This is a genomic window from uncultured Oribacterium sp. (assembly GCF_902481605.1).
Classification (GTDB): Bacteria; Bacillota; Clostridia; order Lachnospirales; family Lachnospiraceae; genus Oribacterium; species Oribacterium sinus.
On sequence record NZ_CABSXI010000071.1, the window covers coordinates 1 to 11,923 of the forward strand.

Genomic DNA, 11,923 nt, shown 5'->3' on the forward strand with positions numbered 1-11,923 from the left:
CGCAAGTACCGACGGGCTCAGACTACCCCGAATTCAGACCTATATTGCCGAAAATATATTTCTTTATATTGATTTTTTACCCCCTCTTTTTTGCTGTCTATTTTAATCGATAATGGAGGAAAACCCGAGAAATCCGCGTCTAAACAGCTGTATCTTAAGAAAAATTCAAGAAAGAACTTCGAATGTAGTTTCGTAAACTACTTGACGGGGTTTGTCAGATGATTTAAGCTATTAAAGAAATATAATTAAAAATATTGATACATGAAGAAGAGTATTCCTTCTCCATCAGCAGAAAGGACGCGGAAAAATGGATCAGTTAAAAAATAGAGGTTTAGAAATTCCCTTGATTCAGGGGGGAATGGGGGTAGGAGTTTCCCTTTCCGGCTTAGCGGGGGCAGTGGCAAAAACAGGAGCTATGGGCTGCATCAGTACAGCAGACTGCGGCTATCGGGAAGAGGACTTTCGCCGTTTTCCTGAGGAAGCCAATCTTCGCGCTTTGCGAAAGGAAATCCAAAGAGCGAAGCTGCTTAGCGAAGGAAAAGGAATGATCGCCATCAACGCCATGGTTGCTACAAGACAATGGGAGGATGCCATAAAAGTTGCTGTGGAAGAGGGAATTGACGCGGTGATTTCCGGGGCTGGACTGCCCTTAAGTCTACCGGAGATTGTACCGGAAGGAACGGCTTTGATTGCGCCTATTGTTTCCAGCGGAAGAGCTACCAAGGTTTTGCTTAAGACCTGGAGTCAAAAATACCAAAGAACTGCAGATTTTGTGGTGCTGGAAGGCCCTTTGGCAGGGGGGCATTTGGGCTTTAAGGCGGCAGAGGTGGAAGAAGCTACAGCTAAGCCCTTGGAGGAATTGATTCCGGAGGTGCTTTCTGTATTGCAGGTTTTCGAAGAAGAGTTCGGACGGAAAATTCCCCTCTTTGCAGCAGGAGGCATTTGGAGTAGAGAAGACATTGTGCGGATGCAGGAGGCGGGAGCTTACGGTGTACAGATGGCCACCCGCTTTATCGGTACCAAGGAATGTGATGCCAGCACTGCCTATAAAAAGTACCTCATTTCCAAGAAGGAAAATGACCTGGAAATCATCCATAGTCCGGTGGGTATGCCGGGAAGGGCAGTAAAGAGCCCCATGCTGGAGAAGCTCGGCCTTAGCGGAAGGATTGCCCCCAAGCATTGCTCCCGTTGCATACACGGCTGTGACCCGGGAACGGTGAAGTATTGTATTACCCATGCCCTCATTTCCGCAGTGGAGGGAAATGTGGAGGAAGGTCTCTTTTTCTCCGGGGCAAATGTGGAAAAGCTACGGGACATTGTTTCTGTGAAGGAAGTCGTTGATGAGCTGTTCCCTCGAGAGGATGACGACCGGCTTCTTCATTTGTTCCAAAGGGAGGAAGTATACAGCTTTTAAACTCTTTCATTTAATTAAAAGGAAAAAACGAGCTTTTAGCGGAAAAGGATAGAAAAGGATAATTTTTCTGCCGGCCTTTGTCGAATAGAATACTAAGAAATCTATGCAAAGGAGGCAAAATGGAGATTAAAGCATTCCCCGGAGGAAGAGGAATCTCAAAGCTACATACCGGGAACAAGTCAGTTTCGAAGAACGAAAAAACCGAAGCCAAAGCCAAGGAAGGCTCTTCGGTACGGAAAGACAGTATTCAGCTCAGTGCGGAGTATGAAGCATTTTCTCAAAAAGCAAAGGGGCAGGAAGAAGACAACGACCTTGCTGACGTCCTTTCCGACCTTTTAAAGGATATGGAAAAGGATGTAAAGGATATCAATAAGCAGAAGGACTTTCAGCAGGAATGGGCATCCCGGTTGGAAGAGCTTGAGAATGCGAAAAAATCCGGAGAGGAGGCATCCAAGGCCTTTAAGGATGAGACTGATGCTTTCCGCATTGCTCTTTTGTACGGCTCCGGAAAGGCTGTAAGTCCGAAAGATCTGGAATTTTTAAAGGAAAAAAATCCTAAAGCCTATGTCATGGCCATAGCCATGAGAAGCCTGCAAAAAACAGTTGAAGAGGACAAAAAGAAGAAATCCATTCGAGGAGAAGAAAAGGAAGAGCAGGGAGACAATGGTATGGACGCCATGAAAGATGCTATCCAAGAGTCCTTCGAGAAAAAGAAAGGCCTGGAAGCAGAAGGAATGGATATGGCAAAGATGAACATGGAAGAAATGAATACGGGAGAGATGGAAACAGAATAAAAAGCAGAAATTACTGAGCCTCGGCGAAGCGAAGGACTATAGAAATTGTAAAATAGAAGCGACAGATGTAATATAGGTCTGTAAGAGGGCAATCTGAGCCCGCCGGTACTTACTGAAAGCGAGCAAAGCGAAGCTTGAAGTTAGTACTGCTACGAAGGCGAAGTTAGCGAGAGCGTGCCCGATTTCATGTCTATACTGCATCTGAGCGTATACCTTTAATTTTTCCGGGTCCTTCCCTCCGCAGGGGCGAAGTTAGCGAGAGCGTACCCGATTTCATGCCTATACCGCATCGGAACTTATTTCTTAAATAGGTACAGCCTTTCATTACGCAGGCAAGCTTAGTGAGAGCGTTCCCCGAATATAGACTATACTGCATCAAAGCGCATTAAGCGGAATGCTCCTTTGCTTCTTCCGAAAGCTTCTCCTTCAGCCAGCCCTCCATAACGACGGCCTGGTTAAAACGCTCTTCTTTAGTAGCATAGAGAAGGGTAACATTTTCATGAGCAAGATGCTCTCTAACCAAAGCAATAAATTGCTCCTTCTCAGGATTCTTCTCCAGCTCTTCCCAATACTTTTTCTCAAATAAGGGGAAATTCTCCTCTTTATGATTGAAAGTTTTGCGAAGAAAAGTAGAAGGGCTCATCTCCTTCGCCCAGTTATCCAAAGCGGCACGTTCCTTTGTGATGCCTCGTGGCCAAAGTCTATCCGTCAGGATACGAAATCCATCCTTATCTGTTTTTTCTTCATAAATTCGTTTACATTGAATAGAATACATTGTATAGCTCTCTTTCTACTGCGTGTTGAAGATTTTCTCTTTTGCAAGAGATTTTTCCGGTGCTTCCCAGAAGATAAGATTTTGGGCAAATGATGTTTTGACTGGAACTTGTTCAGCTTCCGAAAATAAAACGATTTCTTATATCGGATTAACCGCCCCATAGGGGCGGCTTTCCTTGATTCTTAATGAGTATCGTTTGCAAAGCAAATGTTACTTTGTTTATTCTTAATACCTATCGCGAGTGGTGTGTACGCTAGCTTCTATATTCTTAAAGGCTATCGCCGGCAAGGCATACGACATCTCGTTTATGCTGTTTCCGGGAAGAAAATCTTCATGTCATCTTCTACGGTTCCGATTCCGGCAATACCGAAGTTCTCTACAAGAACCTTTGCTACATTGGGAGAAAGGAAGGCGGGAAGAGTTGGTCCAAGGTGAATATTCTTTACTCCTAAGTAGAGAAGGGCAAGAAGAACGATAACAGCCTTCTGCTCGTACCAAGCAATGTTGTATGCCAATGGTAACTTGTTTACGTCGTCTAAGCCGAATACTTCCTTCAGCTTTAAGGCGATTAAGGCTAAGGAGTAGGAGTCGTTACACTGTCCGGCATCCAAAACTCTTGGAATTCCGCCGATATCGCCAAGATCCAGCTTGTTGTACTTATACTTTGCACATCCTGCAGTTAAGATTACAGCATCCTTTGGAAGTGCCTTGGCAAACTCTGTGTAGTAATCTCTCTTCTTCTGTCTTCCGTCACAACCTGCCATAACCACGAACTTCTTGATAGCGCCGGACTTTACAGCCTCTACTACCTTATCCGCAAGGGCAAATACCTGCTCATGAGCAAATCCGCCTACGATGGTTCCGGTCTCGATTTCTGTTGGAGCGGGGCAGGACTTAGCCTGTTCAATGATGGCAGAGAAGTCCTTGATTTCGCCGTACTTTCCTCCGATGTGCTTGCATCCGGGATAACCTGCAGCACCGGTAGTCCAAAGTCTGTCCTTATAGCTGTCCTTTGGAGGAACGATACAGTTTGTGGTCATGAGGATTGGTCCGTTAAATGGCTCGAACTCTTCCTTCTGCTTCCACCAAGCATTTCCGTAGTTTCCTGCGAAGTGCTTATACTTCTTAAAGAATGGATAGTAGTGGGCAGGAAGCATCTCGGAGTGGGTGTAAACATCTACGCCGGTGCCTTCTGTCTGGTCAAGGAGCATTTCCAGATCCTTAAGGTCATGTCCGGAAACCAGAATTCCGGGATTGTTACGAACACCGATATTTACGGTAGTGATTTCAGGATTTCCGTAAGCGGAAGTATTTGCTCCGTCAAGAAGAGCCATACCCTCTACGCCGGCCTTACCGGTCTCTAAGGTAAGGGCTACCAAATCGTCTACGGAAAGGCTGTCATCTAAAGTAGCGGCAAGAGCCTTCTGGATGAAAGCATCTACATTGGCATCATCCTTTAAAAGAGCGTTTGCATGCTTGGAGTAAGCGGCAAGACCCTTTAATCCGTAGGTGATTAACTCTCTTAAAGAGCGGATATCTTCATTTTCAGTAGCTAAAAAACCGATGCTCTGTGCAAAAACGGGATAATCCTTTTCTGCCACTTCTACAGTTGCTGCCTTAGGAAGCTTGGAGCTATCGGAAAGAGTAGCTCTTACAGCATCTCTCATAGCGAAGGTTTCCTTGATATTTTCCACGATAGCATCGTTATCAAAGTTTGCATTGGTAATAGTGATGAAAAGGTTCATAGTTACTCTGTGGTTTAATTCCTGAGAAACTTCCTTTCCCTCAGCTCTTAACTGCTTAGCCACAGCGGATAATCCCTTGGTGGCATAAACCAAAAGATCCTGCATAGCAGCTACTTCCGGCTTCTTTCCGCAAACACCGGATACGGTACAGCCGGAACAGTTTGCGGTTTCCTGACACTGATAACAAAACATCTTATTTTCCATTTTTTTCCTCCTGAAGAAAAATTCCTAGACTCATTACTTTGCTTATCATACCTAGGAAATGAGAAAAAAGTGTTGCAGAGGCAACAAAATGCTGATAAACTCTGTATATATAAAATACAATATTTAAAAATTTAAGTATTTTTTATATAAGCTATAGGGGAAAATGCATAGAGGATGAATGGAAAATCGGAGTCCAATAGAGAAGAATCACGAATAAGGGAACATGAAATGGAATAGGGCTTTGTTTTATTTTCGCTAGTGCAAACTATCTGAAAGAGAGTATTATAGATAAAATTTAAGAAAATAAATGAAATAACAGGAGAGAAGAAAAATGGGTCAGGAAATAAAGGAAAAAAAGAATAGTACTGAGGAGAGCTGTCAATATGGAGAAGGCTATCATGAGCATTCTTGCGCTTGCTCGGGAGGCACTGAGGAAAGCACTTGCGGATATGGGTTCGACTCCCATCAGCATTCTTGCGGCTGCTCCGAGGAAGATCATGGAGAGGGCTGTACCTGCCCGGATTGCGAGGAAAAAAGAACGCATCAAGGGATAGGAGATAAGGACTTTTCCGTGCTTAGTGGGAAGGAAAGAGAAGCATTGCAAAGGGGAGAAGTCTCCTTTACCTCCGTGCACAGCAGGGAACAGGAAAAGAAGAAACATTTAAAGGGGGATGAACTCCTTCGCTACAGAGATTTGGAAATTTTCAATGGGGTGGAGACGGAGAACCTGAATGCCCTTCTGTACTGCATGAAAAGCTATGTTCGCTCCTATAAGAAAGGGGAGATTGTTCATTTGGAGGAAAAGAATGAGCAACATGTAGGAGTAGTCTTACAAGGCAGTATCCATATGTTGAAGACAGATGTGTGGGGAAATGAAACCCTTCTTACCTATATGAATGAGGGAGAAATCTTCGGAGAGACCTTCGGCAATAATACCGCTGCGGGAGAGTATGTCAGCTTTGTGGCGGCCAGCAAGGCGGAGGTACTGTTCATTTCCTTCCAAAAAGCTATTCATGTCTGCAAAAACCGTTGCGCCTTCCACTTCCGCCTGATTGAAAATCTTTTTGATTTGATTGGAAAGAAAAATATTCAGCTGATGGAAAAAATTGAGGTGACTTCTCGAAGCAGCCTTAGAGAGAAGATATTGGCCTACCTTTCCTTACAGGCACAAAAACAAAAATCCAAGTACATTGAACTGGGACTGAGCCGTACGGATATGGCACAGTTTTTATGCACTAACCGTTCCGCCATGACCAGAGAGCTTTCCCAGCTAAAGGAGGAAGGAATTATCGATTTTGACCGGAATACCTTTATTTTAAAGCAGTAGAGGGAAGAAAAGGATTTGAGGAATGATCCGGCAGAAGCTTATTGTACGGTCCGATAAAAAGAAAAAAAGATAAAACAAAAGGAACTGTAGAAGGAGAAAAATCTCTTTCACAGTTCCTTATTTCTGTATCGCCAAGAGCAGTTCACATGCTGTCGATATATAAAAATACCCTATACAATTACACATTCAGTCTATCACAGGTAGGGCGGAATAGGTAGTGAAATTTTTCTAAATACGGATAAGTCTAAAATAAAAAAGTATTGACTATAACATAATGTCATAGTTTAGAGTATCAATTGTTAGGAGGTAGGTACATGTACATGATAAAAAAAGCAAGTGAGATTAGTGGTGTGTCGGTAAGAATGTTGCATCATTATGATGAGATTGGTTTGTTGTCTCCCCAAAAATCAGAAAATGGATACAGGTATTACACAGAAGAAGATCTGGCATATTTGCAAACAATACTATTTTACAAATATTTAGGATTTCCATTAAAAAAGATTAAATTACTAATGGCAAAAGATAATACTGAATTACTAACTCACTTAAAAAAACAGTTAAGCTTAATGAAAAAGGAAAAAGAGAAACTCTTAACATTGATGGAAACATTACAACAAACTATTGATTATGAAGAAAGGAAAATTACTATGTCAATAAAAGAAAAGTTTAGAGGATTTGTTTATCAAGACAATCAGAAATATGAAGAAATGGCAATTGATAAGTACGGAAAAGATATAATTGAAAAATCCATGGAAAATTTAAAAGGAAAAGAAGTAGAATTTACAGAAAATCTAAATCAAATCTTCACTTCATTTGCAGAAAATATGGCAAAAGGAATTGAAGCAACATCAAAAGAAAGTGTTGAACTTGCAAAGAGTTTACATGAATACATCTGTCGGTACTCTTTTGATTGTTCAATGGAAGCATTTTCAGGTATTGGTTATGGTTATCAGGAAAACCCTGAATTCAAAAGTAATATAGATAGATTTGGAATTGGAACAGCTGAATATGCTTGCGACTCAATTCAAAAGTATGTTAGTGAAGCACGATAGAAGTTAACTAAGAAACAATTTATAAGAAACAGTAAATCAAAAAAGGTTTACTGTTTTTTATTGTTCAAACTCAAGAAGAAAGGACAAGGAAAATGAAAAATATAGAAGAAAAGATTTTAATGGCAGAAGAAGAAATCAAGCAGTTACAAAACAAAAGAAAAAAACTCATCAGTCAACAGAAATAGGAAGAAAGAAAAAAGAGAGATAGACGGATTTATGAAAAAGGAGCAGTCTTTGAAAGTATCTTTACGGAAAGCAAGGAATTTAGCAAATCATGCCTTCGCCTCCCTCCTGGCGAGATCGATTTCTTGATTAATATCATCTGTACTCATATCAGAAACACCATTTGCTTTCGCCTCTGTCCGTAAAGCGGCAAATGCTTGCATTGCCCCTTCTCTGGTAATTGGAGCTTCGTTTAAGCGAATGTTCAAGGTATCTTGTGCCATTTGTATAAACCCCCTTTTTGCATAGTTTCTTCAAGTATAGATAAAGGAAAAAGAAAATGCAAAACAAAGAGCATAAGAACGTGATATTCGATGAAATAAAAAAGAAGCTATAAAAAATCAAGATTATTAAGCAGGTTTTCAGCAATATAGGTCTAAAAATGGGGTAATCTGAGCCCGCGGGTACTTACGAAAAACGAATAGCATGAAGTTTTTCGTTTAGTACCCCTGCAGGGCGAGGTTAGCGGGAGCGTGCCCCAATTTAGACCTATATTGCATGGAAAAGCAATTGATTTTTCTGGCCTCTTATTTTTATCTGTTTAAATTTTATGCTTGTACAATTGCCGGATACTTCTTCTCCAGCTTCTCCAAAATATCCAGGTAATGCTTCTGCACACCCTTGGCAGTTTGCTCATCCTCGAAAATCTGGCTCTTCTCATTGATTTCCTGGAAATCTTCTTCGCTTAGACCTCTTTCCGCAAAGGGATATACCACACTGTTTTCCTTCTCGATATGAAGCTGTAATAAGTGAGCATAAGCCATAGCATAGGACAAGATGTCCAGCTTTAACTCCAGACGGGGATTCTTCTTATACTCGTTCAGGGCGGTTTCTAATGATAAAACATCCGCTCTTCCTAAATCATGCTCCACCAGCATACCGTGAGTTACCAGCTTGTCTCCTACAGGTCCCAACTTCTTTACCATCACGGGGAAGAGGAATTTCTCTTCCTTCCCATGGTGATGCTTATCCGCATACTCCCGAACAAACTCGATAATTTCCCGGAAATCCTCATCGGGAACTTCCCCTCCCTGCATCAGCTGCAGGCAAATGCTACGGACAACGCCTAAAGCTCTATTGATGTTGGCATGGTCTTCTTCCATAAGAATTACACTTTGATTCATAAACTTCCTCTTTTCGTATTTTCTGAAATTTTTGTGACAGTAATAGGAGAAGGGTTTCTTCAAAGTGATGACCCCTCAATAAAAGTTTCTATAGAATATAGGATATTACACAATCTCTCCAAGAATATAGGCCACTGTGCTATCCTTAAAGGCTGTTAAGCCGATTCATTTCCTTTTCTGCTTTTATCTATAAATACTGTAATGGTTTTCGTCGGGAGAATCCATATGGAGCTTGGTACCCTTTAACATACCTTCCATAATCTTTCTTCTCAACTGATAGTAAACCTTAGGATCTCCGGATACGGCTTCCCAGAATGGGGCATGGATATCCTCTTCCTGTTGCCAGGAGGTTCTGTCCACATCCTGCTCTGTCAAAACATTGACTCTATCGCAGGGCATACCGTTTAAGAGAGAATCATCAATCTTTCTGTAGGCATCACTGGCATCGGAATCTGCCTCTAAGGCATGCTTCTGCCCAAACTGAAAAGCAATTTCCTCTAATGAAGAAAGACGAGAAGCGTCCTCTGCCAAGAGGGTAGTTACCAAAAGAGCATAGCGAGCTTCTGCGTCCTGTACTCTTTCCTGTAACCATCCGTGAATATTCATTACGTCAATCAATTCATTTAAAGGACGCAACTCCTTATTTACCGTCTTTTCTGCCAAGCTTCCATCGGCAAAAGCCTTCCATTGCTCCTTTTCGCCGTAAGATACGATGTCTTTGATCAATTCTTCCTGAAGCTGGATCTTATTGTATAACCAATAGTGGATTGGTCCTAAAAATGCACTCATTAAGCATTTACCTCTTCTAACTTCTTATTTAATGCTGCTGCAAGAATAACAGGATTTAAGCCATGTACCATGCAAGCGTCCTCTAAAGACTCCATCTGAGAGCTTGGGCAACCAAGGCAATGCATTCCTGCCTCTAATAAAGTATCAATTAACTCAGGGTACTCATTTACAATCTGTCCTACCAACATATCAGTGCTAATCTTTGCCATTTTTTTATCCTCCTCTAAACGCTGATTTTCGAATCTGAGCAGAGTATAACAAAAATAAAAAATAAAGTTTGTTGCGATTGCAACATTTACTTTCGCTTCTGTTTTTTCAAGACCTTACTTTCTCAAATTTTTATTTTCTTTCCCTTGACAGAGACTTTCCTCCTCACTACAATAAAGATTGTAAAAAATTGAATTGCCAAAAATCTTTTAAAAAAAGCAGAAGATAGAAGGGGATTCAAATAGAACGTAGGGTTAGTATAGGAAGGAGTTTGTATGGGATTTTATGATTACAAGGTAGCGGATACCAAGGGCGGAGAGAAGGACTTAAAGGATTTCGAAGGAAAGGTGGTACTGGTAGTAAACACAGCAACAGGCTGCGGTTTCACTCCCCAGTACAAGGAACTGGAGGAGATGTACGAGGCATTCCACGACAAGGGACTGGAGATTCTGGATATTCCTTGCAACCAGTTTGCCGGACAGACTCCCGGAACGGATGAAGAAATTCATGAGTTCTGTACTTTAAATTACAATACCCGGTTCCCTCAGATGAAGAAGGTGGATGTAAATGGAGAGACCCAGATTCCTCTTTACCGTTTCTTAAAGGAGCAGCAGGGCTTTAAGGGCTTCGGAGAAGGCAAGATGGCAGATCTTCTTCGGGATATGCTTCCAAAGATTGATCCGGGCTATGAGAAGAATCCGGAGATTAAATGGAACTTTACCAAGTTCCTGGTGGACAGAAAGGGGAATGTACTTGCCCGCTTTGAGCCTACCGTAGATATGGCTGAAGTAAGAAAGGCTGTGGAAGCAGCCCTGTAAGGCTCTCGTTTGGCAAATCGCTTAGAATAAACAGCATAGTACAAATGCTTTTGCATAAATAGCATAAAAGAAAAGCTCGGACAGTATTTCATTGTCCGGGCTTTTACTGTATAATGCCTTTCGGGCGTCACGATAGCTTATTGTGACAGCTTGTTCTTGCAAGATTAGAAAGGAGTCTATATGCCGATAGACAAAGAAGAACAAAGCATAAACCGTAAATTAATGGACTTTTTGGACCAAAGTCCCAATGCCTTTTTTGCTGTGGAAAATATGAAGCAGGCTTTGGAAAAGGGCGGTTTTAAAGCTCTCTATGAGGGAGAGGCCTGGAAACTGAAGGCAGGAGAAAAGTACTATGTGACAAGGAATGGATCTGCTTTAATTGCCTTTGTCCTTCCCAAGGGGGACTTCAAAGGCTTCCAGATGATGGCTAGCCACAGTGATTCTCCGGTTTTCAAAATCAAGGCCAATGCGGAAATCGGGATTGACAAGGAGTATCTGAAGCTGAATGTGGAGAAGTATGGCGGAATGATTTGCTCCCCCTGGCTGGACAGACCGCTGTCTTTGGCGGGAAGAGTCATTTGCAAGACAAAGGGAGGGGTAGAGACGAAGCTCTTAAATGTGGATAGAGACTTAATGATTATCCCGAACCTTGCCATTCACATGAATCGCGAAGTCAACGACGGCTATGCCTTCAATGCCCAAAAGGATATGTTGCCTTTATTTTCCTCCTTCCAGGAGAAGGGAGCCTTTCTGGAATTTATCGGAAAGGAACTGGGGGTTAAGCCGGAGGATATTTTGGATACGGACCTCTTCCTTTACAACAGGGAAAAGGCTTGCATCTTAGGCGCAAAGGAAGAATATCTTTGCAGCGGAAGACTGGATGATTTGCAGTGCGGATTTTCCTCCTTACAGGGAATCCTTGCGGCTAAGCCCAAGCAAAGCGTAGCGGTTCATTGTGTCTATGACAATGAAGAGGTAGGTAGCGGTACCAAGCAGGGTGCGGCTTCCACCTTCCTAAAGGATGTGTTAATGCGGATTATCCGTGCCTTCGGAAAGACCGAAGACGAGTATTTGCAGGCTTTGCAGAACAGCTTCCTGCTTTCTGCGGACAATGCTCATGCGGTACATCCCAACCAGCCGGATAAGGCGGATCCCACAAACCGTCCTTACATCAATAAGGGAATTGTCATTAAGTACAGTGCCAACCAGAAGTACACCACAGATGGAATTTCCGGTGCCATTTTCAAGCAGTTCTGCGAAAAGGCAAAGGTTCCTTTCCAGATTTTCACCAACAGGTCCGATATGTTGGGAGGCTCTACCCTTGGAAATATTTCCAACAGCCAGGTAGCCTTGAACACGGTGGACATCGGATTGGCCCAGCTGGCTATGCACTCCCCCTTCGAAACCGCAGGGGTGAAGGACACCAAGTATATGGTGGAAGTAGCTAAGCTG

At 42.4% G+C, this 11,923-nt stretch carries 12 protein-coding genes and 1 pseudogene; 7 read left to right on the plus strand and 6 right to left on the minus strand.

The window, feature by feature from the left end; genetic code table 11:
• The first annotated feature begins 307 nt into the window (after window positions 1-307).
• Both RDQ32_RS09590 and RDQ32_RS09595 read left to right on the plus strand, forming a co-directional pair.
• Window positions 308-1,414, plus strand: a complete 1,107-nt coding sequence (locus RDQ32_RS09590; protein WP_308580246.1) for a nitronate monooxygenase — start codon at window positions 308-310, stop codon at window positions 1,412-1,414.
• A gap of 119 nt (window positions 1,415-1,533) precedes the next feature.
• Window positions 1,534-2,208 carry a hypothetical protein gene (locus RDQ32_RS09595; RefSeq protein ID WP_308580248.1) on the plus strand — a complete coding sequence of 225 codons (675 nt, stop codon included), beginning with the start codon at window positions 1,534-1,536 and terminating at the stop codon, window positions 2,206-2,208.
• A gap of 385 nt (window positions 2,209-2,593) precedes the next feature.
• On the opposite strand, the gene RDQ32_RS09600 is transcribed toward RDQ32_RS09595, so the two are convergent.
• Together RDQ32_RS09600 and hcp are read right to left on the minus strand one after the other, a co-directional pair.
• Window positions 2,594-2,983, minus strand: a complete 390-nt coding sequence (locus RDQ32_RS09600; RefSeq protein WP_183684390.1) for a DUF488 domain-containing protein — start codon at window positions 2,981-2,983, stop codon at window positions 2,594-2,596.
• A 305-nt stretch (window positions 2,984-3,288) separates the two neighbouring features.
• Window positions 3,289-4,932 carry a hydroxylamine reductase gene (hcp, locus tag RDQ32_RS09605; RefSeq protein ID WP_308580250.1) on the minus strand — a complete coding sequence of 548 codons (1,644 nt, stop codon included), beginning with the start codon at window positions 4,930-4,932 and terminating at the stop codon, window positions 3,289-3,291.
• A gap of 331 nt (window positions 4,933-5,263) precedes the next feature.
• Here hcp and RDQ32_RS09610 point away from each other — a divergent pair, with 331 nt between their 5' ends.
• From RDQ32_RS09610 to RDQ32_RS09620, 3 genes and pseudogenes are all read left to right on the plus strand, one after another.
• Window positions 5,264-6,259 (plus strand): Crp/Fnr family transcriptional regulator, encoded by a 996-nt coding sequence (locus RDQ32_RS09610; protein WP_308580251.1) that lies wholly within the window; start codon window positions 5,264-5,266, stop codon window positions 6,257-6,259.
• Between the two features lie 320 nt (window positions 6,260-6,579).
• Complete coding sequence (locus RDQ32_RS09615; protein ID WP_330700315.1) at window positions 6,580-7,311, plus strand: MerR family transcriptional regulator; 732 nt, start codon at window positions 6,580-6,582, stop codon at window positions 7,309-7,311.
• 92 nt (window positions 7,312-7,403) lie between these two features.
• A pseudogene (locus RDQ32_RS09620) lies at window positions 7,404-7,583 on the plus strand (hypothetical protein); the annotation flags it as partial.
• On the opposite strand, the gene RDQ32_RS09625 reads toward RDQ32_RS09620, so the two are convergent.
• The 4 genes from RDQ32_RS09625 to RDQ32_RS09640 all read right to left on the minus strand — a co-directional run bounded on the left by RDQ32_RS09625 (window position 7,584) and on the right by RDQ32_RS09640 (window position 9,655).
• A complete protein-coding gene (locus tag RDQ32_RS09625) occupies window positions 7,584-7,757 on the minus strand; it encodes a hypothetical protein (protein ID WP_304071861.1) in 174 nt (57 codons plus the stop codon). It lies immediately after the preceding pseudogene.
• A gap of 324 nt (window positions 7,758-8,081) precedes the next feature.
• A complete protein-coding gene (locus tag RDQ32_RS09630) occupies window positions 8,082-8,657 on the minus strand; it encodes a hemerythrin domain-containing protein (RefSeq protein WP_308580255.1) in 576 nt (191 codons plus the stop codon).
• A 183-nt stretch (window positions 8,658-8,840) separates the two neighbouring features.
• On the minus strand, window positions 8,841-9,446 hold the full coding sequence (locus RDQ32_RS09635) for a hypothetical protein (RefSeq protein ID WP_308580257.1): 606 nt from the start codon (window positions 9,444-9,446) through the stop codon (window positions 8,841-8,843).
• Window positions 9,446-9,655 (minus strand): DUF1858 domain-containing protein, encoded by a 210-nt coding sequence (locus tag RDQ32_RS09640; protein WP_308580259.1) that lies wholly within the window; start codon window positions 9,653-9,655, stop codon window positions 9,446-9,448. Before RDQ32_RS09640 ends, RDQ32_RS09635 begins: the two co-directional genes overlap by 1 nt.
• Window positions 9,656-9,928: 273 nt before the next feature.
• Between RDQ32_RS09640 and RDQ32_RS09645 the strand changes: the two genes are divergently transcribed.
• Window positions 9,929-10,471, plus strand: coding sequence for a glutathione peroxidase (locus RDQ32_RS09645; RefSeq protein ID WP_308580261.1), 543 nt, complete (start codon window positions 9,929-9,931; stop codon window positions 10,469-10,471).
• A 180-nt stretch (window positions 10,472-10,651) separates the two neighbouring features.
• Window positions 10,652-11,923: M18 family aminopeptidase (locus RDQ32_RS09650; RefSeq protein WP_308580263.1), on the plus strand; the 1,272-nt coding region annotated here is incomplete at its 3' end.